The organism is Streptomyces sp. NPDC001381, assembly GCF_042895685.1.
In the GTDB taxonomy this organism is placed as follows: Bacteria; Actinomycetota; Actinomycetes; order Streptomycetales; family Streptomycetaceae; genus Streptomyces.
On sequence record NZ_JBIAWO010000001.1, the window covers coordinates 1,023,458 to 1,047,199 of the forward strand.

The following is a 23,742-nucleotide window of genomic DNA, read 5'->3' on the forward strand; positions in this document are numbered from 1 at the left end:
GCCCGACCTCACGCAGGAACGATGTTCACCAGCTTCGGCGCCCGCACGATCACCTTGCGGATGCCCGCGCCGTCCAGCGCCTTGACGACGTTCTCGTCGGCCAGGGCCACCTTCTCCAGCTCCTCGTCGGAGATGGCCGGGGACACCTCCAGGCGGGCCCTGACCTTGCCCTTGATCTGTACGACGCAGGTCACGCTCTCGTCCACGACGTACGCCGGGTCGGCGACCGGCAGGTCCTGGTGGACGACCGAGTCGGTGTGGCCCAGCCGGTGCCACAGCTCCTCGGCGATGTGCGGGGCCAGCGGGGCGACCAGCAGCACCAGGTCCTCGGCGACCGTGCGCGGCAGCGCCCCGCCCGCCTTGGTCAGGTGGTTGTTCAGCTCGGTGATCTTGGCGATGGCGGTGTTGAAGCGCAGGCCCTCCAGGTCCTGGCGCACACCGTCGATCGCCTTGTGCAGCGCCCGCAGGGTGTCCTCGTCGGGCTCGGCATCGACGACGGTCACCTCACCGGTGGTCTCGTCGACGATGTTGCGCCACAGCCGCTGCAGCAGACGGTACTGGCCCACCACGGCCCGGGTGTCCCAGGGGCGGGAGACGTCCAGCGGGCCCATCGCCATCTCGTACAGGCGCAGGGTGTCGGCGCCGTACTCGGCGCAGATCTCGTCCGGAGTCACCGCGTTCTTCAGGGACTTGCCCATCTTGCCCAGCAGGCGGCTGACCTTCTCGCCCTGGTAGTAGTAGGCGCCGTCGCGCTCCTCCACCTCGGCGGCCGGCACCGCGATGCCACGGCTGTCGCGGTAGACGTAGGCCTGGATCATGCCCTGGTTGAACAGCTTGTGGAACGGCTCCGCCGAGGAGACGTGGCCCAGGTCGTACAGGACCTTGGACCAGAAGCGCGCGTACAGCAGGTGCAGCACGGCGTGCTCGGCGCCGCCGACGTACAGGTCGACGCCGCCGTGCGGCCGGCCCTCGCGCGGGCCCATCCAGTACTGCTCGATCTCGGGGTCGACCAGCTGCTCGCTGTTGTGCGGGTCCAGGTAGCGCAGTTCGTACCAGCAGGAACCGGCCCAGTTGGGCATGGTGTTGGTCTCGCGGCGGTAGCGCTTGGGGCCGTCGCCCAGGTCCAGGGTGACGTCGACCCAGTCCTCGTTGCGGGACAGCGGCGTCTCCGGGGACGTGTTCGCGTCGTCCGGGTCGAAGGTGCGCGGCGAGTAGTCCTCGACCTCGGGCAGCTCCAGCGGCAGCATCGACTCGGGCAGCGGGTGGGCGATGCCGTCCTCGTCGTAGACGATCGGGAAGGGCTCGCCCCAGTAGCGCTGGCGGCTGAACAGCCAGTCGCGCAGCCGGAAGTTGACGGTGCCCTCGCCGATGCCCCTGCTCTCCAGCCATTCGGTGATGCGCGCCTTGGCTTCGGCGACGCCCAGGCCGTCCAGGGAGATCTCGTCGTTGGCGGAGTTGATGATCTTCGCGTCGTAGGACCCGAAGGCGTTCTCCCACGTGGCGGTGTCGGTGCCGCGGCCGTCGGTCGGCTCCACGACGCAGTGGATCGGCAGCTCGAAGGCGCGAGCGAACTCGAAGTCGCGCTGGTCGCCGGCCGGGACGGCCATGATCGCGCCGGTGCCGTAGCCCATCAGGACGTAGTCGGCGATGAAGACCGGGATCCGCTCGCCGTTGACCGGGTTGGTGGCGTACACGCCGGTGAAGACACCGGTCTTGTCCTTGGCCTCGGCCTGCCGCTCGACGTCGGACTTGGAGGCGGCCTGCGCGCGGTAGGCGGCGACGGCCTCGGCCGGGCTCGCGTGCCCGCCGGTCCACACCTTGTGGGTGCCCTCGGGCCAGGCCGCCGGGACGAACGTGTCGACCAGCGGGTGCTCGGGGGCCAGGACCATGTAGGTCGCGCCGAACAGGGTGTCCGGACGGGTGGTGAAGACCGTGATGTGCTCGCCGTCGACGGGGAAGTCGACGCGGGCGCCCTCGGAGCGGCCGATCCAGTTGCGCTGCTGCAGCTTGATGGCCTCGGGCCAGTCCAGCGCCTCCAGGTCGTCCAGCAGACGGTCGGCGTAGGCCGTGATGCGCATGTTCCACTGGCGCAGCTTGGCCTTGAAGACCGGGTAGTTGCCGCGCTCGGAGCGGCCGTCGGCGGTGACCTCCTCGTTGGCCAGCACGGTGCCCAGGCCCGGGCACCAGTTGACCGGCGCGTCGGAGGCGTAGGCCAGCCGGAACTCGCCCAGGACGTCGGCGCGCTCGCCGGCGGTCAGTTCGCTCCACGCGCGCGTGTGGCCGGGTACGGCACGCTCACCGGACGCGAACTGTGCGATCAGCTCGGAGATCGGGCGGGCCTTCTTCGCCTCGTCGTCGTACCAGGAGTCGAAGATCTGCAGGAAGATCCACTGGGTCCACTTGTAGTAGTCCGGGTCGATCGTGGCGAAGGACCGGCGCTTGTCGTGGCCCAGGCCCAGCCGGCGCAGCTGGGCCTTCATGTTCTCGATGTTGGCCTCGGTGGAGACACGCGGGTGCGTGCCGGTCTGCACGGCGTACTGCTCGGCGGGCAGGCCGAAGGCGTCGAAGCCCAGGGTGTGCAGGACGTTGTGGCCGGTCATGCGCTGGAAGCGCGCGAAGACGTCGGTCGCGATGTAGCCCAGGGGGTGGCCGACGTGCAGGCCCGCACCGGAGGGGTACGGGAACATGTCCATGATGAACTTCTTGGGACGGGCGACGACGGCCGGATCACCCGCCAGGTCGCCCTCGGGGTTGGGAGCGGCGTAGGTGCCCTCGGCGTCCCAGAAGTCCTGCCAGCGTGCCTCGATCTCGGCGGCCATGGCCGCCGTGTAGCGGTGCGGCGCGGCCACCTCGGCGGCAGCGGGGTTCGTCTCGCTCATGATCCTCAAAGCTCCATCGATCGTCTCTGCCAGCGGCTGTGACTTCCCTGGAAACGAAAAATCCCCTCGCACAGGAGGGGACGCCGCGCCGATTCCGAACCGTCCGGTCCACCGGCGTTCGGGACTGATCAGCGCGGCTCGCTAAGCAGAAGGCGTACGGCACGCATGGCGCTAGGGTACCGCAGGCCTTGAGCAAGCTGCGACGGACTTACGTATGACCTACGGACACCGGGCACACCCGGCCGAAGTTGAACAAAGGTCAAGGATTACTTCGCGTAACAGTAACTAAAGGGACATCGTCCCGCCCAGATGATCACTTGATAACAACGCAATAACTCAAACCTCGTACCCATCGGTATGGAGCCACTTAGAGTTCGGCAGCGGGACCGCTTTCCCGAAACTGCTCGGAGTTGCCCCCATGAACACTCTTCTCAGTAACAGCTCGATCCCCAAGCCCGGCCGGTCGGCCTACGGGGTGGCGTCGGCTGTCGTCCTGGTCCTCATACCCGTGGTCGTGCTGGCCGGCGGCGACCAGGTACAGGCCTTCCTCAACTTCGGTGCGGGCGTTCTGTCCCTGGTGTGCCTCACCTGCTCGGTCATCTGGGGCCTGGTCGCCCAGGACCGGCTGCTCCTCAACACACGCCAGCGGATCATCGCGCAGGGCGTCCACCGGGTGACCGCCGTCGGCTCGATCGCCTTCCTGCTGGTCCACATCACCGTCAAGATCGCGCTGCAGCACACCGTCCTGATCGGCGCGCTCATCCCGTTCTCCCTCGGCGTCACCGGCATCGGCGGTCTGATCGGCCTCGGCTCCGCGGCGGGGCTGCTCATGATCTTCGTGGGCATCACCGGCGCCCTGCGCAACCAGTTCGCCGCCCCGGCCGAGGTCGCCGCGCGCTGGCGCGCCATGCACATGCTCGCCTACCCGGCGCTGTGCTTCGCCCTGATCCACGGCCTCTACGCGGGACGACTGGCCAAGCCGTTCTTCTTCTACGCGTACGAGCTGTGCCTGGTCGGCGTCATGGCCGCCCTCGTGCTGCGCGCCGCCCCGCGTTCCTTCAAGCGCAAGATCGCCGACCAGATCACCGGCATCCTGGGCGCGGGCGAGCGGTCCGCCATGGACGGCCTGGAGGCGTCACGCGCGCGTATGGCGGAGGCCTCGTCGCTGCCCGGCTACGAGAGCCGTCCGCCCCGCCAGTCCGCGGCCGACACCCTGGGCTCCCGGAGGGCCCCGCAGTCCGCCTCGCCGCTGTACGACACGCCCGCGGCGGAGTCCGGGGCCGGCTTCGCGGCCGCCTACCGCGCCGTCAACACCCCGGGGCCGCAGCAGCAGTACGCCGCGGCCGACCAGACCGCGCGGATGAACATGCCGTTCGACATGCAGGCCACGGAGGCCATGCCGCGCATGGACAGCGGCGGCAGCACCTCGGGCAGCTGGCCGATCCCGTCCCCGCCGCCCGTCGGCGAGGCGCCCCCGTCGGCCTACGACCCGCTGCAGGACACGGGATTCAACATCCCGGTCTATGGCAATCCGGGCACCGGCGGTCCCGGCGGACGTGATGTGTACGACACGGGTGAGACGAACACCCAGTTCGGCACGTACAACTCGAATGACACGTACAACAGCGGTCCCGCCAACGCACCATCGCCCGGAGCGTCCTTCGACAATCCGGGTTCGGGCGAACCTTGGAACACGCCTTCCGGAGGCTATAGGTGAACGAGGCCCTGCCCGACGTCCCAGAAGTCCGCGTGGTCGGGCTTCCGCAGCTCACGTCGGGCTTCGACCTTGTCGAGAGACTCGATCTGCCCATGCACCTGAAGGTGCATGGGCCGCTTGAACCCATGGGCGGAGAGAAGCTGGCGCAGCTCTCCGAGCGCATCAACCTCAAGGGCCGCGGCGGCGCGGGCTTCCCGTTCCACAAGAAGCTCCGCTCGGTCGCCGACGCCGCGATCAAGCGGGGCGTTCGGCCGGTCGTGGTCGTCAACGGCAGCGAGGACGAGCCGGCCTGCCGCAAGGACACGGTGCTCATCAACCGTGCCCCGCACCTCATCCTGGACGGCGCGCTGCTGGTCGCCGAGGCGCTGGGTGCCCGCACGCTCGTGGTGGGGGTCACCCGGGAGTCGACGGAGCGTTCCATGGAGGCCGCGCTGGCCGAGCGCGGCCTGAGCAACGGCCGCCGCTCGGCGCTGAAGGCGTTCGTCCAGCGCAACCCGATCCGCATGGTCACCGGCGCGGCCGCGTCGCTGATCCGCTCCATCGACGGCGGCCCGGCGATCCCGCCCGGCCGCAAGACCAGCGCCTCCCAGAGCGGCGTCGGCGGCGCGCCCACCCTGCTGTCCAACGCCGAGACCTTCGCCCAGCTGGCCATCGCCGCCCGCATCGGGCCGGAACGCTACGGCAACACCGGCCTCTACGACGAGCCGGGCACCGTCATGCTGACCGTCTCCGGCGCGGTCGCCCGCCCCATGGTGATCGAGGTGCCCACCGGCGTCCCGCTGCGCTACGTCCTGCAGCTGGCGGGCGCCCCGCCGGTCCCCCAGGGCGTGCTGACCGGCGGCTACCACGGCAAGTGGATCGACGCGGCGACGGTCAACGAGGCCATCGTCTCCCGCAACTCCCTGGACGCGGTGGGCGGGGCCCTGGGCGCCGGCGCGATCCTGCCGATCAGTCAGGAGACCTGCCCGCTGGGCGAGTCGCTGCGGGTGGCGCAGTGGCTGGCGGAGGAGAGCGCGGGACAGTGCGGTCCCTGCTACCTCGGCCTGCCGGCCGCGGCGCGCGGCATGGAGGACATCATCAACGGCGGCGGCCCGGCCGCCCTGGAGGCGCTCAAGCAGGTCGCCAAGAACGTCAAGCGGCGCGGGGCGTGCTCGCACCCCGACGGCTCCGCGATGTTCCTGGAGTCGACCATCAAGGCGTTCACCGACGACCTCGCGGCGCACGTCCTCGGGAACGGCTGCGGAAGACCCGTGGAGGGCGTTCTCCCGCTCTTCGAGGACGGCAAGCTCCCCACCGGCATCCCCGGCGGCGCAGAGCCCCAGGAGACCGGCGACAGCCGCCAGAAGATCTTCGTCGACTGGACCCTGTGCCGCGGTCACGGTCTGTGCGCGGACATCCTGCCGGAGGTGTTCCAGCTGGGGGCCGACGGATTCCCCACCGTGGCCCAGGCGAAGGTGCCGCGCTACGCCGAGGCCAAGGCTCTACGCGCGGTGCGTCGCTGCCCGGCGCTCGCCCTGCGCCTGGAGGAGGACACGCGCGCGCAGGCGCCCTCCCGCAACCTGCCGGTCCTCTCCCAGGGCCGCGGCCGCCGCGCCCTCGGCCGCTGACCAGCCCCGCATCCGGAAGGGGCCGCCTGTTTTCTCCAGGCGGCCCCTTCGGCATTCCGGCGCGCTCGCGGCAAAACGGCGAGGCGGCAAGGCGGCAAGGCGGCAAGGCGGCAAGGCGGCAAAAAAAGGTCCCGCCGGATCGAATCCGATCCGGCGGGACCTTGCTTGTGGAGCTAAGGAGAATTGAACTCCTGACCTCCTGCATGCCATGCAGGCGCTCTACCAACTGAGCTATAGCCCCTTGCGGTGCTCCTTCCGGGTTTCCCCGGCGGCGACGCCAACATTACCGGTCCTCCCGCGAGAGAACCAAATCGTTTCCGTTCTGTCCGCTTTGCCCGAAATTTCAAGCGGTGACGAACGAATAGAACCGCTTGAGCGTGCAGTGCTCCTCGAGGAGCCGGCCGTAGATCGGCTCGCCCTCCAGCTCGCGGTACGTCTCGATCGGGTCGCCTTTTATGATCAGCGCCCGGGCACATTCCTCGCACCAGTACTGATAGTCGGGGTTCACCGGCTCCATGTCGCGGACGATCGGGGTGCCGCTGCCGCACCAGTCGCACTTCCGCCTGTGTGCACCCATCGATCAGCTCCAGCTGTGGCCGCAGGCCGTGCACACGTAGGAGATTCCGCCGTTGTCCCCGAGGACTTGCGCCACGAACGCGGAACCGCAGGAGGGGCAGCTGAGCCGGGTGGCCTTGTCCCGTGTCAACGCCGCTTCGGAGAGGTGGCCGACCTCTCCGAGGATGCTCGCAGGCATCACTACTCCCTCCCGTCGGGCCGCGCCCCCTTCCGGCCGTTTGATTCTGCCACGGCCGGGCCAATACGGTCAGCGACGCCTCAGTACCAGTCCGGACACGGCAGGCGCCTCCGCAGAGGTATACGCCTGGCGGGGCCGATCCGACTCAAGCGGGCTCCCGACCGGGCGGAGCCCCGACACGGCCTCCGGGAATATCCCGGAGGGCTTTGCCACCACGGGCTCACTCGGGAAACCTTGAGTGCGCCACCGCGGAGGAGCACCAGCCGGCCCCGCGGCCGATCCACTCTCGAGCGGAGTCAACAGTGATCGACTTGCGGGTGCTGGGACCAGTACGAGCCCTGGTCGGCCGGCACGACCTGGACATCGGGCACGCACGGCAGCGCAGCCTGCTGGCGATGCTCCTGGTGGACGTGAACAACGTGGTGCCCACCGAGCGGCTCACCGAACTCATGTGGGACGACCACCCGCCGCGGCACGCCCGCAACGCGCTCGCGGGGTACGCCGCCCGGCTGCGCAAGGTCATGGCCGGGGCACCGGGGCAGCCGGTCCTGGCGTCCCAGGGCAACGGGTACGTGCTGCGGGTCCATCCCGCGGCCGTGGACCTGTACCGCTTCCGGGACCTGGCGGCCCGGGCCGCCGAGGCCAAGGACGACGAGAAGCGCTCCGGGCTGCTGGAGGCCGCGCTCGCGCAGTGGTCGGGGTCCGCGCTCGGCGACCTGGGGGGCACCCACGTCGACTCGCTGCGCACGACGCTGGAAGGCGAACGCCAGGCCGCCCTGCTGGGCTTCTACGACACCCGATTACGGCAGGGCCGGCCTCAGGAGATACTCCCGCTGCTCCAGCAGATGGCCGAGAAGAGGCCGTACGACGAGGAGTTGGCGCTCCGGCTGATCCGGGCCCACCGCGACAGCGGGAACCCCGCGGCGGCCCTGCGCACCTACGAGGCCGTCCGGGTACGGCTCGCCCGCGACCTGTCGACGCGGCCCGGCGAGGCACTGCGCCGGGCCGGGGAACAACTGCTCCGTCCGGCGCGTCCGTCGGTGACGAGCACGACGGTCCCCGCCGCCGGCCGGGCGCGCGAGCGGCTGCGGATGCCCGTCAGCACCGGGTACTTCGCCGGCCGGGAGCGTGAACTGGACCAACTGGACGAGCTGCTGACGCCCCCGCGCGGGCCGGGGCGGGCGGCCGGGCCGCAGGGGACCAATCTGGCCGTGATCAGCGGCATGGCGGGGGCGGGCAAGACGACGCTGGCGCTGCGGTGGGCGGAGCGGGCCGGCACGGCGTTCCCCGACGGGCAGCTGTTCGTGTCGCTGCGGGGGCACGAGCGGCACCTGCCACCGCTCGAACCCGCCGAGACGCTCGCCTCGGTGCTGCTCGCGCTGGGGCTGCCGGCCGCCGACATCCCCTTCGGGCTCGACGAGCGTGCCGCGCTGTACCGGACGCTGCTCGTCGGCAGGCGGGTCCTGCTCGTCCTGGACGACGCGGCGAGCTCCGAACAGGTGCGCCACCTGCTGCCGCCGAGCGTCGACGGCAGCGCGGTCCTGGTGACCAGCCGGGACCGGCTGCCGGGGCTGACCGCGACCTACTTCGCCGGCGAGGTGCTGCTGGACGCCCTGGACGACGCGTCGGCGCTCCTGCTGCTGGCCTCGCTGGTCGGCAGCGCGCGTGTGGCGAGGGAACCGGAGGCCGCGACCGGGATCGTCCAGGCCTCCGGGCGGCTGCCGCTGACCGTGCGGCTCAGCGGGGCCTACGCGGCGAGCCACCCGGAGGAACCGCTGGGCCAGGTCCTCGCGCAGGTCCCGATGACGGACGGGGCGGACGCGCGCGGGGCGATGAGCCGGGCGCTGGACCTGTCGTACGGCAAGCTGACGACGGCCCAGCGGCAGCTGTTCCGACAGCTGGGCGTGATACCCGGCACCGAGTTCGGCCGCGAGACGGTGGGGGCGCTCGCGGACTGCTCGTTCGCCCGGCTCGAACAACGGCTCGGGGCCCTCGTACGCGCCAACCTGCTGGCCGAGTACGCGCCGCGCCGCTACCGGATGCACGACATGGTGAAGGAGTACGCGGTGGGGCGGGCCACCACGGAGGACCCCTGGGAGGTGCGCCGGGACGTCCTGCTGCGGCTGCTGGAGTGGTACCGGCAGGCGGTGGAGCGGGCGAGCCTCGCCGACGGCATCCAGATGTCGGGGGTGCACCGGGGGGCGGCCGTGGCGGTGCTCAGGCCCTGGGGCGGCCGGCCGCAGGCGGTTCCCGGACCGGGCGAGGACCCCGCGGACGGCGGCGATCCGGCCGGCACGGGTGCCGGGGACACCGCGGGCGCGGCGGGGCAGCGAGGGCCTGACATCGATGTCGCCTGGCTCGACCGGGAGAAGACCAACCTCTGCGCGGCCATCAAGCTCGCCTCGGACCTGGGGCTGGGTCCGGCGAGCTGGCGGCTGGCCGACGCGATGCTGGGCTACATCCGGCTGCATCCGGGCGGCGACGACTGGTCCGCGGCGGTGGAGGCGGCCCAGCGGGCGGCCGCCCGGTCGGGCCACGAGCGGGCGAACACGGCGATGCTGCTCAACGTCGCCGACTCGCGCTACCGGGAGGGCCGCCCTCCCTCCGAGCGGCAGCGGGCCCGGGAGGCGCTCGCGGTGAGCCGGGGTGCGTCGTGGCGGGCCGGCGAGGCACTCTCGCTGGCCGTGATCGGCAGGTCGTACTGGTCGGTGGGTGTGCTGGGGCTGGCGGACCGGTACATGCGCGCGGCGCTGCGCATCCACGAGGAACTCGGTGACCTCGCGGGGCAGGCCAACGCGGTCGCCCGGCTGGCCCGCAACGCCTACGACGCCGGGGACGCGGTCGCCGCGCTGAGCGGCTTCCGCGAGGCGCTGAGGCTCGCGGAGCAGTCGGGGTCCCGGTTCGGGCTGATCCGGCTGCCCGCCTACATCGCGCTGTCGCTGCGGCTGCTCGGGGAGCACGCGGAGGCGCAGCAGTGGTGCGAGCTGGCGATCCTGACCAGCCGTGAGATGGACTTCCACGAGGGCGTGGCCATCGCGCTGACCTGCCGGGCGGCGCTCTTCAGCGACCTGGGCGCGCATGCCGAGGCGGTGACCTCCGCGCGCGAGGCGCATGTGGCGATCCCGCACCTGTCCGACCCGCGCATCGAGGCGGACTGCCTGATCCGGCTGGGCAGTGTGGAGGCCGCGGCCGACCACACCGATCTGGCCATGCGCAGCTTCGGCAAGGCGCTGCTGCTGGCGGAGCAGATCACCTACCCGCAGGCGGCGGCGCGCGCCCAGGCGGAGAGCGCGGCGGCGTACGTGCGCCTGGGCCTCTACGAGGAGGCGCTGGCGGCCTGCCGGCGCACCCGGCGCGTCCTGCAGGGCTGTGACATGCGGCTCGCCAGGGCGCGGACGCTCGTCTCGGAGGCGGACTGCGCCCTGGCGTCCGGCCGGTGCGCGGCCGCGATCGCGGACTACCGGCGGGCCGCCGCGCTGTACCGGGCGGCGGGCCACCGGCTGGGAGAGACACGGGCCCTCCTCTCCTGGGGCCGCGCCGCCGGCACGGCCCCGCGGCACGGCCGTCCGGACCACCTCTGGAGGCGCGCCCTCCGCCTCGCCGACCCCCTGGGCCTGCCGGAGGCGGACACCCTGCGCACCCTGCTGAGCGGCCACCCCGACCAAGGCCACCCCCACCCGGGCCCGCTCTTCGGCTAGGGTCCGCGGGCTCCCGACCCTCGACTGGGGGCCACGGCTCACAGCCGACGACAGGACCCACGACTCCGGTCCCGCTTCCGCCGGCCCACAACCGGGGCCCACGGCCGGGGGCCACAGCTCACAGCCGACGACAGGACCCACGACTCCGGTCCCGCCTCCGCCGGCCCACAACCGGGGCCCACGGCCGCCGGCCGACGCTGAGGGCCCACGGCTGCCCGCGCACCGCGCACGGCCGCCGCCGCACGGCTGGCGGCCGTGCGCCCGCCCCACGCCGTCGGCGCACGGCGCAGGGCCGACGGCGGACGCCTGACGGACCCACCGTCGCCGGCCGACGGCTGCCTGCCCACAGCCGTCGGCCCCCGGCCCACCAGGCCGGCCGGAAACCGACGGTCCACTCCCGCCGACTGACAGCTGACGGCTGCCGGCCCAGGCCCGGGGCTGCCGACCCACGCCCCGGGCCGCCGACCCACGCCCCGGACCGCCGACCGACGACCCACAACTGTCGGCCGACGGATGGCCGGCCGTCGCCGTCAGCAGGCGGGCCGTCGCCGTCAGCAGGCGGGCCGTCCGCCGTCGGCAGGCCGGCCGTCGCCGTCAGCAGGCGGGCCGTCGCCGTCGGCAGGCGGGCCGTCCGCCGTCCGCCGGCGTTCTCCGGGCCCCGGTCCGCGGCGGGCCGAGGGGTGAGGGGCTCAGGGCATGCGGACCACCATGCCCGCGTAGGTCAGGCCCGCGCCGAAGCCGATCAGGACCGCGAGGTCTCCCTCGGCGAGGACTCCCGAGGTCCGCATGCGGTCGAGGGCCAGCGGGATCGAGGCCGCCGAGGTGTTGCCCTGGTCGACGATGTCGCGGGCCACGGCGACCTCGGCGGGGAACCCCACGCTCTGCGCTACCGCCTCGATGATGCGCAGGTTCGCCTGGTGCGGGACGAACGCCTGGACCTCCCCCGGGCCGACACCGGAGCGGGCCAGCACGTCCCGGACGACGTCCGGCAGGTTGGTCACCGCCCAGCGGAAGACCGAGGAACCCTGCATACGGATGACCGGCCCGCCGTGTTCCGGCTCCTCCCGTACGGTGATCGCGTCCCGCATCCCGGGGTCCGTTCCCCACACCACGGTGCCGATGCCGGGGTCCGTGGCCCGCCCGACCAGGGCCGCGCCCGCCCCGTCGGAGAAGAGGAACGCGGTCGAGCGGTCCCGTGGGTCGAGGATGTCCGACATGCGTTCGACGCCGACGACCAGGCAGGTGCGCGCCTGTCCCGTGGCGACGGACGCGGCGGCCAGGGCGAGTCCCACGGTGAAGCCGGCGCAGGCGGCGCCGACCTGCCAGGCGGCGGCCGGCACCCCCAGCTGGCGGCCGATCTCCGCGGCCAGCTCACCGGGTGGGGCGCCGGAGCCCGCCGTACCGGTGTCCGACATGGTGGCGACCAGGATCTGGTCGACCTCGTCGGGGGCGACGCCGGCGTCGGCGAGCGCCTTGCCCGCGGCCGTCGCACCCATCTCGGCCAGGGTCTCGTCGGGCCCGGCGAAGCAGCGGGTGCCGATGCCGCTGCGGCGCAGGATCCATTCGGGTGACGAGTCCAGGGTGCGGCAGATCTCCTCGTTGGTGACGATCCGTCGGGGCCGGTAGGCACCGATGCCGAGCAGGGCCGCGGGGTGGCGGGCCGGCCCGGGGGCGGGTACGGCGTGCGTGGTGTTCACACGGGACTCCTGTCGTCGCTCACGGCTGCTGGTTCTGCTCCTGCGTGCTCCCTTCGTAGGCATTACGCACGCGAGCCCCGCGACCCCCTGTGACACAGCGACGACAATGCGCACGGATTCCGCTTGACAATCACATACCTACGGTATGTACTCACATACCCAAGGAATGTTAGTTGGAGGGATCGACAGTGACCTCAGGCACGCTTGCGTCTCGCGCCGAGCCGTCGAGCGCGGGGAAGACACTGCTGCTGACATCGGCAGCGACGTTCATGGCCTTCCTCGACACGACGATCGTCAATGTGGCCTTCCCGGCCCTGCACGAGGACTTCCCGAAGGAGTCCGTGACCGACCTGACCTGGGTGGTGACCAGTTACGGCATCCTCTTCGCGGCTCTGCTGACGCCGGCCGGCCGTTTCGCCGACGTCCTCGGCCGACGCAATCTGTTCCTCTGGTCGGTCGGTGTCTTCAGCGCAGCGTCGCTGGCGTGCGCCATCGCGCCGAACGTCGAGATGCTCGTCGCGGCCCGCGCCGTCCAGGGCATCGGCGCCGCCGGAATGATCCCCGCCGCACTCGGCCTGGTCCTGTCCGAGACCCCCGCGGAGAAACGGGCCGAGGCCATCGGCATCTGGGGAGCGGCCGGCTCCATGGCCGCGGCCGCCGGTCCCTCGCTGGGCGGGCTCCTGGTCAGCGAGATCGACTGGCGCGCGGTGTTCATCCTGAACATCCCGATCGGCCTCGCCGTGATCGCCGGCGGGCTGAAGCTGCCCAAGCGGGCCGCGGAGAACTCCAAGCTGCCCGACCTCTTCGGCACCGCCACCGTCACGCTCGGCATCGCCGGCATCGTCATCGGCCTCACCAAGGGCGGCGACTGGGGCTGGGACGCGGTGAAGACCTGGGTGTGGATCGGCGCGGGCATCGCCTTCGTGGCCTTCTCGCTCCTGCGCTCCCGCTCGCACCAGGCCCCGGCCGTGGAGACCGAGCTGTGGCGCACCCCGATGTTCGCGGCGGCCAACCTGACGTCGTTCCTGCTGGGCGCCGGGCTGTTCGTCTGGTTCCTGTCCGGGCCGCTGTACCTCACCACGATCTGGCACTACTCCGTGCTCAAGGCCGGTCTCGCCGTCACCCCGGGTGCGGTGCTCTCCGCGGTCGCCGCCATCGCGGTGGGCCGCCGGGTGCCGCCGGAGAAGCAGCGGCCGGTGGTCATCGTCTCCGGCCTGATCTTCCTCGGGCTGAGCTTCTGGGCGTACTACGGCCTGGGCAGCGAGGAGAAGTTCATGGCCCTGTGGCTGCCGTACGGCGCCCTCGGCGGAGCGGTGATCGGCGCCGCGCTCACCAGCGTGACGACCGCCGCCTCCATCTCCGTGCACCCGCTGAAGTTCGCCACCGGCACCGGCATGAACACCACCGCGCGCCAGTTCGGCGGATCGGTCGGCGTCGCCTCGATGGCGGCGGTGTTCGCGGCCGGTGACCTGAGCACGCCGCAGCCATACCTGAACGCGTTCCTGCTGGCCGGCATCTTCATCGCCGCCTCCGCGGTGCCGGCGTTCTGGCTGTTCACCAAGAAGTCGATGGCCCAGATCGCCGAGACCCAGCGGCAGATCCAGGCCTACATGAAGGCCCAGGCGGAGGCCGCGGCCAAGGCCGCCGCGGCCCAGAGCGCCGACAACGCGCCTGCGGTGGACCGGGCCTGACTCCGGCTCACCCCCCGACGCCGGCCGCGGCTCAAACCCCCCGCGGCCGCGGCCGGCCCCCGGCGGGGCCGCGGTTCTCGGACCCGCGGCCCCGCTCGGCGCGTCCCCGCACAGCGCGTCCTCCGCACGGCGCGTCCCGGCACACCACACGCCGCACAGCACATCCCGCACGCCACACCCCGCACATCCCCGCACAGCCCATCCCCGCACGCCACACCCCGCACAGCACATCCCCGCGCGGCCGCCCGCAGAAATCCGGGATTGCCACGAGGGGGGGAGTCCCGCCGGCCCGTAACACAGGACGAGAGCCCATCGGTTCATGAGGGGAATTGATGAACACAGTCCTCGACTGGCTGGACTCCCCCGCACCCGAGCGTGGAATCCACTACTACCGAAACGGCGACTGGCACCTGCGCGACTACGCCGGCATCGCCGCGGCCGCCCGCAGCACGGCCGCCCACCTGCACGCGAACGGCGTCACGAAGGGCGTCGTGTCACTGCTGATCGAGGAGCCCGAGACCTTCGTCCCGGCGTTCCTCGGCATCATGTACGCGGGGGCCACCCCGTCACCGATCGCCTCGCCCGTCACCTTCGGCGGCCACGAGGCCTTCACCGAGCACGCGGCCGCCGTCCTCGGCGCCGCCGAACCGGCCGCCGTCCTCACCGACGAGGCCCTCGCCCCGCTCGCCGCCACGGCGTGCGCGAAGGCCGGCGTGGGCACACCCCTCGTCCTTCCGGACCCGGCCACGCTGCCCGCGGCCGACGGCCTGGCACGCCGCACCGCGGAGCTCGCGCTCCTGCAGTTCACGTCCGGCTCCAGCGGTACCCCCAAGGGGGTCCGGGTCACCGGCGAGAACCTCACCGCCAACGTCCGTGCCATCCACGGCTGGCTCGGCGTCACCGGCGAGGACTCGTGCTCGTCCTGGCTGCCGCTGTACCACGACATGGGGCTCATCGGGACGTTCCTGGGTTCCGTCGTGGCCCAGATCGACCTGTGGCTGATGAGCCCGGTCGACTTCATCCGCTCCCCGGCCCGCTGGCTCGACTGCCACGGCCGGCACGGGGTGACCATCACCACCGCCCCCAACTTCGGCTACGGGTACGCCACTTCACGGGTACGCGAGGAGGAGCTGGCGGGCACGGACTTCTCGTCGTGGCGGGTCGCCATGAGCGGCGCCGAACGCGTCGACGCACGGGTGGTCGCCGACTTCGTCAACAAGCTCGCCCCGTACGGCTTCGACTCCCGCGCCCTCGCGCCGTGCTACGGCATGGCGGAGACGACGCTCGCCGTCACCGGGGTCCGCCCCGGAACGGGCGCGCGCATCGTCCGGCCGGCGGGTCCGCTCGCCACCGGGGCACCGGTGACGATCGTCGACTCGGGCGTCCTCGGCACCGACCGCCCGGAGGACCCCGCACGCTGGATCGCCTCCTGCGGCACCCCGGTGCCCGAGACGGCCGTGGACGTCGTCGACGAGGACGGCGCGCCGCTGCCCGACGGCACGTTCGGCGAGATCCGGGTCCGCGGGACGTCCGTGGCCGGCGGCTACCAGTCGGCCGACCCGGCGGCGAACGAGCCCTTCGGCGACGACGGACTGCGCACCGGCGACGCCGGCTTCCTGTACGACGGCGAGCTGTACGTGGTCGGGCGGATCGGCGACAGCCTCAAGGTCCGCGGCCGCAAGGTGCACGCCGAGGACCTGGAGGCGGCCCTCGTCTCCGTGCCCGGGGTACCGCCCGGCCGCTGCGCGGTGGCGCTCGGCACCCTCGACGCCCGCTCCGGCGCCGTGGTCGTCGTGGAGGCGCCCGGCGACGGCTGGCTGGACGCCGTGACCGGCGTGCTGCGCTCCGCCCTGGACACCACGGTCGACGTCACCGTCGTACGGGCCCGGCGCGGCACCATCCCGCGCACCTCCAGCGGCAAACCGCGCCGCCGGCTGCTGTGGCGTCAGGCCGCCGAGGACACCCTCGCCGGCGACGTCCTGCACACCACCCGCCCGCACCGCCCGGCACCACCGACCGCACCGCAACCGACCGCACCGCAACTGGATGGGGCAGCAACATGAGCGTCACGACCGCCGGGCTCGTACTCGACGTCACCGAGACGGCCCCCGAAACCACCGCAGAGCAGCGCGGCCGGCTCGCGAACTCCGCCGACCTGTACCGCCGTTGGGAACGCCAGCAGTGGGCCGTCGCCCAGGTCGCGCCCGCGGGGGACGCGCAGACCTGGCAGGCGCTCAGCCCCTTCTCGCGCGCCCAGATGCTCGGCTCGCTGGCCGAACTGGAGGTCGGCGAGGTCACGGTGACCCACACCCTGGGCGCCCTGATCGACGCGCCGCCCACCGAGGACGACCGGATCTTCCTGTGCACGCAGCTCGCCGACGAGGCCCGGCACGTGCGGTTCTTCCAGACGTACCTGGAGGACGCCTGCGGCGCCTCCCTCGACGACGCCGAGGAGGGCGCCGACTACGCGGAGGTGTTCGCGCCGGTGCTCACCCGGGCGACCGACGCGGTGCGCGCCGACCACGAGGACCGCGAGTCCTGGTACCGGGCGCTCATCTACTACCACCTGATCACCGAGGGCGTCCTGGCGGCGACGGCGCTGCGCACCACCCGTTTCCTCGCCAAGCGGCTGAAGCTCCAGGCGCTGGAGGAGGGGCTGACCAACGTGACGCGGGACGAGTCGCGGCACGTCTCCTTCGGTCTGCGCGCCGCGCAGGACGGGGTCGCCGGCGGCTTCGCCCAGGTGGTGGAGGACGCCCACTTCGAGTCGCTGGGCGCGGCCGCCTGGGTGCTCATCGGCCCCTCCCGGCACAACCCGTCCCCGGCGATCCGCGCCGCCCTGCTCAGCCGCGCCGCCCAGTTGCGCGGCAGTGTCGACATCGCCCGGGAGCGCCTGGTCAAGCAGCTGCGGCTGGTGGGCCTGCCGCACCTGGTGGAGAAGGCCGGCGCCGCCTGGGACCTCGCGATCGACACGGCGCTCGACGCGTACGCGGAGCGCTGGAACGCACCGCACCCGATCCGCGCCGCGGCGGCCTGACGGCCCACCGGACAAACAGAGCCACGACAGCACCAGCAGAAGGGGACGAAGAGGACATGGACAGCAGCACGCTGCGCGCGCAGGTCCGGCAGATCGTCGGGGAGATGAGCCCGCTCGGCGCCCGGGAGGCACGTTCCGAGGACCGTCTGGTCGAGGAGCTCGGCTACGACTCGCTCGCCGTCATCGAGCTCTCGCTCCGCATAGAGCAGGAGTTCGCCCTGGTCGACCTCGGTACGGGCGCCACGCCCGACATCACGACGGTCAAGGACATCGAGGACTTCGTCGACCAGCAGCAGGCGGTGCCGAGCGACGCCGCCTGATTCCACCCACCCGCCCAGAGAGGTGCCACGAGAAGATGACGACCCACGATCTGCGCAGTGAAGCGGACGACCCGCTGACGATCTCCCACGACGAGTCCGTCCAGCTGCTGCGCGGGGCGCCCTGGAAGCGGCTGGCCGTGATGGGCGACAGTTTCGCCGCCGGCCTCGGCGATCCCAGCCCCGGCTACGCCACGGTGCCGTGGCCGGAGCGGATCTCGGCCGCGCTCGGCGCCGGCAAGCCCGACTTCGCCTATCTGAACACCGGAGTCAAGGGCAAGCGGACCGGCGCGGTGCGAGCCGAACAGCTGGAGCAGGTCCTGGCCTTCGAACCGGACCTCGTGAACGTGGCGGCGGGCGGCAACGACCTGTTCGACGCCGAGCCGGACCTCGACGGTGTCGAGGCCGACCTGGACGCCATGTACACGGCCGTGCGCGCCCAGGGCGCGGACATCTTCACGTTCACGGTGACCAACGTCTTCGAGTCGGTACCGGAGCTGGCGGTCTTCAGCGACCGTACGGCGGCCCTGAACGACCGCATCCGGGCGGTGGCACGGCGTCATGACGCCGTCCTGATCGAGATGTGGCACCACCCCGTGCGGCTGCGCCCCAACCTGATGAGCGCCGACGGCATCCACTTCGCGATGGAGGGGCACGCCGCCCTCACCGCGGAGATCGTGAAGGCCCTCGGCACCCGGATCACGGACCGGACGGAGAGCTGATGGACGGCGACCGCACGGTACGCCACATCGTCGTGGGCGCGGGCTCGGCCGGCTGTGTGCTGGCCGACCGGCTCAGCGCCGGCGACGACGGGGAAGTGCTGCTGATCGAGGCGGGCGGCCCCGACCGGCGCGCCGAGATCAGCATCCCGGCCGCGTTTCCCGCGTTGTTCGGCACCTCCGCGGACTGGGGCTACCGTACGGTCGCCCAGCCGGGCCTCGGCGGGCGCGCGCTGAACTGGCCGCGCGGCCGCACGCTGGGCGGCTCGTCCTCGCTCAACGCCCAGATCTGGACCCGCGGACACCGGGCGGACTTCGACGGCTGGGCCGCGGACGACGGGTGCGCGGGCTGGTCCGCCGCCGAGGTGGCGCCGTACTTCACCCGCGCCGAGGACCGCTCCGGCGCCGGCGGCTACGGCGCGGGCGGGCCGATCCGCATCGAGGACCTGCGCGATCCCAGCCCGGCCACCACCGAGTTCCTGGCCGCCTGCGCCGAGGCGGGGCTCCCCGCCCTGGACGACGGCCGGCCGCTGGAGCCGGAGGGCGCCGGGCCGGTACGGGCCACCCAGCGCGGCGGACGGCGGTGGAGCGCGGCCGACGGATACCTGCGGCCGGCGCTGCGCCGGGAGAACCTGACCGTCGTCACGGACGCCCGTGTCGAGCGGATCCTGATCGAGAACGGCCGCGCGGTCGGCGTCGCCGTCACGACACCGGACGGCCCGGCCGTCGTCCGCGCCGAGGGCGAGGTCGTGCTCGCGGCCGGCGCGATCGGCTCCCCCCAGCTGCTCATGCTGTCCGGGGTGGGCGACGCGGACGAGCTGCGCCGGCACGGCATCGCGGTGCACGCCCACTCGCCACGGGTGGGCCGGCGTCTCGCCGACCATCTGTACGTACCCCTGGCGTTCGAGGCGAGCGGACGCGTCACCCCCGGCGTCACCGATCAGCAGGGCGAGATCAACGAGTTCCTGCGCGGCCGGCGCGGGCGGCTGACGTCCAACCTCGCGGAGGCCGTGGCGTTCCTGCGCAGCGACCCCGGGCTGGCGGCGCCCGACCTGGAGTTCGTGTGGATGCTGGTGCCGTTCCTCGACCAGGGGAAGGCACCGCGCACCCATGGCGTCACCCTGGGCGTGGTGCTGCTGCGGCCGCGCAGCCACGGCAGCGTCCGGCTCGCCTCGGCCGACCCGGCGGCGCACCCGGTGATCGACCCCCGCTATCTGTCCGACCCGGACGGCGACGACCTGCGCGTGCTCGCCGAGGGGGTGCGCCGGGCCCAGCACGTCCTGACCCGGCCCGCGCTGGCGGGACGGCTCGGGAAGCCGCTGACGCCGGGCGCGCTGGACCCCGACCCGGAGACCGTGCACGCGGTGACCCGGGCGCACGCGGAGACCCTCTACCACCCGGCCGGCACCTGCGGCATGGGGGCGGACCCCGAGGCCGTGCTCGACCCGGCGCTGCGGGTGCGGGGCGTGGCCGGGCTGCGGGTCGTCGACGCCTCCGCACTGCCGTCCCTGCCCCGCGGCCACACCCACGCACCCACCGTGATGCTCGCGGAACGCGCGGCCGAGCTGATCCTGGCCGGCTCCGGCGCGGGCACACCCATCGACGAGTTCCAGACGAGCCCCACCACACGAAAGGCAGCACGACTGTGACCCTCAAGGACCCGCAGCTGTTCATCGACGCCTTCCGCGCGGCCCTCACCGACGCCGAGTTCGCCGCGCTGCTCAAGGAGCGTGACTTCTCCCTCCAGTTCGTTCTGACGGGGGACGCCGGCACGGCCTTCCTGCTGGACTCCGACGGCGTGCACGAGGGCGCGCCCCGCCCCGCGAGCCTGCGCCTGGAGGTGCAGCCTGAGGCCCTGCACCTCGTCCTTCTCGGGCAGCTCGGCGTGACCCACGCCATCGTCGGCCGCCGCCTCGCCGTGAAGGGCCCGGTGGCCCGGGTGCGCGCGCTGGCGGACTACCTGCCGGTGCTCGGGCGCGAGTACGCCCGGCTCGCCCTGGCGCCCGCCGCCTCCTGAGGAGGGGGCCGCGGCCCCCGCGGGCCCGACCCGCGCGCGTGTCCCGCCGCTCCCCCGCCCCGCCGCGCCCTCGCCCCGGCGCCCGCCACCACATCGCCCGCCACCACAGAAAGCGGACCACTGTGATCGCCACCACCACGACCGCCGTTCCGAACGCCCCGACCCTGTCCGACCTGCGCGCCCTCGACGCGGCGGCCATGCCGTCGATGTTCCGGCTCCCGCCCGAGGTCGAGGAACTCCGCGACGAGGTGCGCGAGTTCGCGCAGACCGTGGTGAAGCCACGGGTCCTGGAGAACGACCTCGCGCCGGCCGACGACTTCGACTGGGAGATGGTCGAGGCCGGCCACCGGCTGGGGCTGCTGCGGCTGACCATTCCCAAGGAGCTCGGCGGCCGCGGCATGGGCGTGCTGGGCGTGGCCGTCGCCATGGAGGAGCTCGCGTCGGTCTGCGCCAGCACGGCGCTCATCTTCGGCGCCTCGCTGCTCGGCCAGACCTCCGTGCTGTTCTCCGGCGACCAGCAGCTCCAGGCCCGGTTCCTGCCGCCGTTCCTCGGTGACAAGCCGGTGCTGGCCTGCAACGCCATCACCGAGGAGACCGCCGGCTGCGACCTGCTGATACCGGAGAACGCCGAGCTCGCCGAGGACGTGATGACGGCCCGCCGGGACGGGGACCACTTCGTCCTGAACGGCGTCAAGCGCTTCATCACCAACGGCAAGGTCGGCGAGTGGGCGGCCGTGTTCGCCAACATCGAGGGCCACCCCGGCGCCACCGGGCTGACCGTGTTCATCGTGCCGCTGGACAGCGAGGGCGTCACCCGGGGCGCGGTCGCCGACAAGATGGGGTACCGGGCCTGCCTGGGCACCACGCTGCACTTCGACGACGTCCGGGTGCCGGAGGAGAACATCGCCTTCGGGGAGGGCGGCGCCTGGAACTACCTCACCCTCCAGTCCAACCAGGCCCGTTCGATCGTCGCCGCGATCTCGACCGGGGTCGCCCGGGGCGCCTTCGAGATCGCCAAGGAGTGGGCGGGCGAGCGGGTCCAGGCCGGCAAGCCGCTGTACGAGCACCAGTTCACGGCGCGCAAGCTGGCCGAGATGTCCGCGAAGATCGAGGCCTCGCGGCTGCTGTACCTCCAGGCCGCCTACCAGGCGGACAACATGCTCCCCGCTCCCGTCTACGGGCCCGCCGTCGCCAAGCTGTTCGCCGACCGCGCGGCGATCGAGGTGGCCGAGGAGGCCATGTCCATCGTCGGGGCCCGCGGCTACTGCCGTGACCACGCGGTGGAGAAGCTGGTCCGGGAGTCCTTCGGCGCCCGCATCTACGAGGGCACCCCGGAGGTCCTGGCCCTGGCCATCACGGGCGCGCTGTACGGGCGGCGGCTGTGACCCCGCTCCCCGCGACGACGGAGACGGCCACGTCCCCGGCCCGCGCCGCGGCGGCGTCCCCGGCCCGTGCACCGGGTCGGCGGGCGCGGCCCGCCGCGGCGCTGTCCGCCCCTGGGGCGCGGGCCGCGGCCACGCTCTCGGCCACGCGGTACATCGAGGCCACCCTGGCCTCGACGGCCCGGTTCACCGGCCTGGCGCTGGACCTGCCGGACGCGGCCGGTCCGGCCGCCCCGGCCGGCTCCCCCCGTCCTTCCGGTGCCGCTCTCCCCTTGGGTTCCGCCCGTCCGGCCGGATCCGACCGCCCGTCCGGCCCGGCTCCCGCGTCGGAGCCGGAGGCGTCCTCGCGCGCCGCCGGGCGTCGGAGGCCGGCATGACCGCGCGGACCGTCACCGGCGGGAGGCCGGGGTCCGGGGAGCGGACGGCCGAGGCCGCGGGGAGCGGCGAGGACGCCCGCCGGGCACGGTACGTGGCCCATGTGCTGGCGCTGCACGACCGGATGAGCCTCGCGGGCCTGCCCGAGGAGACCGAACCGCTGTATCTCGCCCGCCGGCCCGACGGTCTCACCGTGGTCGCGGTGCCGCAGTCCCGGCTGCCCGAGCGCTACCGGCTGGCGATCTACGGGTTCCGGCTCGCCCAGTACCTGAGGTCCCGTTTCGCCAGTGACCGCGTCGCCTTCGCGCGCGGCCTGTTCGCGGAGCCGCTCGGGGTGGGACACGGCGAGGAGATCCATGTCATCGGCATGGAGGAGGAGACCGGCGCGATCCTGCGCTACGTGTCGGTCATCGGCACCACGGACACCGCTCCGCTGCCCGTGACCCACCCGGACCGCGCCCTCTTCCCGTGCGAGGTCGCCCACGGCATCAACCTCTTCGACCACGTGCCCCTGGACGAGCCGGTCACGGGGACCGAGGTGTGGGAGATCAAACGCCTGATGCAGCGCCCCTCGGAGCGCGACACCTCCCCCGCCCGGCGGCTGCGGCTGTCCCTGGAGCTGATGCTCGGCTTCTACACGGTCCTCGCCGGACTGTCGCCGCAGCCCAAGCTCCTGGTCGGCGACGGCGAGGAGGGCCTGGCGGTACGGCGTCTGACGCGCAGTCTGAAGGACGTCACCGTCATCGAGGGCACCCGGCCCTGTCTGCCGGAGGACGACCTGCTCTTCCCCGCCTACGTGGAGCGCGCGGTCGTGAAGCCGTTCGTGGCCCGCGTCCCGCGGGGCGAGGAGCTGGCCGAGCTCGTGCGCTGGCTGGGCCGGGCGCTGGACGCGACGAACCCGCTGGCCGGCTTCCAGCAGCTGGTCGGCCGGGTCGGAGGAGAGATCCGGAGGGTGAGGATATGAGCACCACCGCCGCGGCACCCGCGGAAGAGACGGTCCCGGCAGGCGTCCCGGAGGATCCGGAGACGTACTACCGGGCCCTCACCGAGCGCAACCGGGGCCTGATCCCGGACGCCGTGCAGGAGCGGCTGCGCACCGCCACGGTCCTGGTGGCCGGGTGCGGCTCGACGGGCGGCGCGGTCGTCGAACCGCTGGCCCGCCTGGGCACGGGCCACTTCGTGCTCGCCGAGCCCGGGGAGTACGAGCTGAACAACCTCAACCGGCAGAGCGCCACGTACGCCGACATCGGCCGCAACAAGGCGGAGGTGGCGGCCGAGCGCATCCGGTCGGTCAACCCGTTCGCCCGGATCCGGGTCGACACCGCGGGCATCCGCCCGGACCACCCGGAGCTGCTCCTGGACGGCGTGGACGTGGTCGTCGACGGGGTGGACGTCACCACGCTGGGCGGCTGGCGGGCCAAGTACGCCCTGCACGTCGCGGCGGCGCGCCGCCGGCTGCCGGTGGTCTCCGGCTACGACCTGTCGGGCACCCAGCACGTCCGCTACTACGACTACCGCGCCGACCCCGACCCGCTCGCGGGGGCGATCGCCGAGCAGGACATCACCGAGGGCGCCCTGTGGACGCTGCTGCTGCGGGTGATCCCGCGCGAGATCGTCCCGGCCGACCTGATCGCCGACGTCACCGCGCACCGGTCGGAACCGGACTACAGCGTCCCCCAGCTCGTCTACGCGTCGCACCAGTTCGGTGTGCTCGCGGCCCGCTACGTGGTGGAGATCCTGGCCGGCCGTCCGGTCCGGGAGGAGATCACGGTGGATGTGCACCGGCTCGTCTCGGCGGACGCCGGTCCGGCGGACGCCCCGTCGCACAGCACCCAGCGAACACAGGACTAAG

17 protein-coding genes and 1 tRNA gene are annotated in these 23,742 nt (G+C 72.8%); 13 read left to right on the forward strand and 5 right to left on the reverse strand.

All coding sequences use genetic code 11. From position 1 onward, the window contains the following. Positions 1-8 precede the first annotated feature (8 nt). Positions 9-2,879, reverse strand: coding sequence for a leucine--tRNA ligase (gene leuS, locus ACFY2L_RS04550; protein ID WP_390821469.1), 2,871 nt, complete (start codon positions 2,877-2,879; stop codon positions 9-11). A gap of 418 nt (positions 2,880-3,297) precedes the next feature. Here leuS and ACFY2L_RS04555 point away from each other — a divergent pair, with 418 nt between their 5' ends. Together ACFY2L_RS04555 and ACFY2L_RS04560 are read left to right on the forward strand one after the other, a co-directional pair. Further along, on the forward strand, positions 3,298-4,596 hold the full coding sequence (locus ACFY2L_RS04555; protein WP_390655340.1) for a cytochrome b/b6 domain-containing protein: 1,299 nt from the start codon (positions 3,298-3,300) through the stop codon (positions 4,594-4,596). Continuing rightward, positions 4,593-6,203 carry an NADH-ubiquinone oxidoreductase-F iron-sulfur binding region domain-containing protein gene (locus ACFY2L_RS04560; RefSeq protein ID WP_390655339.1) on the forward strand — a complete coding sequence of 537 codons (1,611 nt, stop codon included), beginning with the start codon at positions 4,593-4,595 and terminating at the stop codon, positions 6,201-6,203. Before ACFY2L_RS04555 ends, ACFY2L_RS04560 begins: the two co-directional genes overlap by 4 nt. A 168-nt stretch (positions 6,204-6,371) precedes the next feature. Here ACFY2L_RS04560 and ACFY2L_RS04565 read toward each other — a convergent pair. The 3 genes from ACFY2L_RS04565 to ACFY2L_RS04575 all read right to left on the reverse strand — a co-directional run bounded on the left by ACFY2L_RS04565 (position 6,372) and on the right by ACFY2L_RS04575 (position 6,957). After that, positions 6,372-6,444 (reverse strand) — tRNA-Ala (locus ACFY2L_RS04565). A gap of 102 nt (positions 6,445-6,546) precedes the next feature. Continuing rightward, the gene (locus ACFY2L_RS04570; protein WP_003976229.1) at positions 6,547-6,780 is read right to left on the reverse strand and encodes a hypothetical protein; all 234 of its coding nucleotides are present in this window, start codon (positions 6,778-6,780) and stop codon (positions 6,547-6,549) included. Positions 6,781-6,783: 3 nt separating this feature from the next. Further along, the gene (locus tag ACFY2L_RS04575) at positions 6,784-6,957 is read right to left on the reverse strand and encodes a hypothetical protein (RefSeq protein WP_390655338.1); all 174 of its coding nucleotides are present in this window, start codon (positions 6,955-6,957) and stop codon (positions 6,784-6,786) included. A gap of 302 nt (positions 6,958-7,259) precedes the next feature. Between ACFY2L_RS04575 and ACFY2L_RS04580 the strand changes: the two genes are divergently transcribed. After that, positions 7,260-10,655, forward strand: coding sequence for a BTAD domain-containing putative transcriptional regulator (locus tag ACFY2L_RS04580; RefSeq protein WP_390821470.1), 3,396 nt, complete (start codon positions 7,260-7,262; stop codon positions 10,653-10,655). A gap of 689 nt (positions 10,656-11,344) precedes the next feature. On the opposite strand, the gene ACFY2L_RS04585 is transcribed toward ACFY2L_RS04580, so the two are convergent. Beyond that, the gene (locus ACFY2L_RS04585) at positions 11,345-12,352 is read right to left on the reverse strand and encodes a beta-ketoacyl-ACP synthase 3 (RefSeq protein ID WP_390655336.1); all 1,008 of its coding nucleotides are present in this window, start codon (positions 12,350-12,352) and stop codon (positions 11,345-11,347) included. Positions 12,353-12,540: 188 nt separating this feature from the next. Here ACFY2L_RS04585 and ACFY2L_RS04590 point away from each other — a divergent pair, with 188 nt between their 5' ends. The 10 genes from ACFY2L_RS04590 (at position 12,541) to ACFY2L_RS04635 (ending at position 23,741) form a co-directional block, all read left to right on the forward strand. Further along, entirely contained in the window at positions 12,541-14,043 is a 1,503-nt protein-coding gene (locus ACFY2L_RS04590; protein ID WP_390655335.1) for a DHA2 family efflux MFS transporter permease subunit, read from the forward strand. Positions 14,044-14,375: 332 nt separating this feature from the next. Beyond that, positions 14,376-16,106 (forward strand): AMP-binding protein, encoded by a 1,731-nt coding sequence (locus ACFY2L_RS04595; RefSeq protein WP_390655334.1) that lies wholly within the window; start codon positions 14,376-14,378, stop codon positions 16,104-16,106. Beyond that, positions 16,103-17,080, forward strand: coding sequence for a ribonucleotide-diphosphate reductase subunit beta (locus ACFY2L_RS04600; protein WP_390655333.1), 978 nt, complete (start codon positions 16,103-16,105; stop codon positions 17,078-17,080). Before ACFY2L_RS04595 ends, ACFY2L_RS04600 begins: the two co-directional genes overlap by 4 nt. A 56-nt stretch (positions 17,081-17,136) precedes the next feature. Next, a complete protein-coding gene (locus tag ACFY2L_RS04605; protein WP_390655332.1) occupies positions 17,137-17,400 on the forward strand; it encodes an acyl carrier protein in 264 nt (87 codons plus the stop codon). A 35-nt stretch (positions 17,401-17,435) separates the two neighbouring features. After that, the gene (locus ACFY2L_RS04610) at positions 17,436-18,119 is read left to right on the forward strand and encodes an SGNH/GDSL hydrolase family protein (protein WP_390655331.1); all 684 of its coding nucleotides are present in this window, start codon (positions 17,436-17,438) and stop codon (positions 18,117-18,119) included. Continuing rightward, complete coding sequence (locus tag ACFY2L_RS04615; protein WP_390821471.1) at positions 18,119-19,765, forward strand: GMC family oxidoreductase; 1,647 nt, start codon at positions 18,119-18,121, stop codon at positions 19,763-19,765. Before ACFY2L_RS04610 ends, ACFY2L_RS04615 begins: the two co-directional genes overlap by 1 nt. After that, complete coding sequence (locus tag ACFY2L_RS04620) at positions 19,762-20,133, forward strand: SCP2 sterol-binding domain-containing protein (RefSeq protein ID WP_390655329.1); 372 nt, start codon at positions 19,762-19,764, stop codon at positions 20,131-20,133. Before ACFY2L_RS04615 ends, ACFY2L_RS04620 begins: the two co-directional genes overlap by 4 nt. A gap of 122 nt (positions 20,134-20,255) precedes the next feature. After that, positions 20,256-21,518 carry an acyl-CoA dehydrogenase family protein gene (locus tag ACFY2L_RS04625; RefSeq protein WP_390655328.1) on the forward strand — a complete coding sequence of 421 codons (1,263 nt, stop codon included), beginning with the start codon at positions 20,256-20,258 and terminating at the stop codon, positions 21,516-21,518. A 370-nt stretch (positions 21,519-21,888) separates the two neighbouring features. After that, positions 21,889-22,854 carry a hypothetical protein gene (locus ACFY2L_RS04630; protein ID WP_390821472.1) on the forward strand — a complete coding sequence of 322 codons (966 nt, stop codon included), beginning with the start codon at positions 21,889-21,891 and terminating at the stop codon, positions 22,852-22,854. Continuing rightward, entirely contained in the window at positions 22,851-23,741 is an 891-nt protein-coding gene (locus tag ACFY2L_RS04635) for a ThiF family adenylyltransferase (RefSeq protein ID WP_390655326.1), read from the forward strand. The genes ACFY2L_RS04630 and ACFY2L_RS04635 overlap by 4 nt, the downstream gene beginning before the upstream one ends. Position 23,742: the final 1 nt, after the last annotated feature.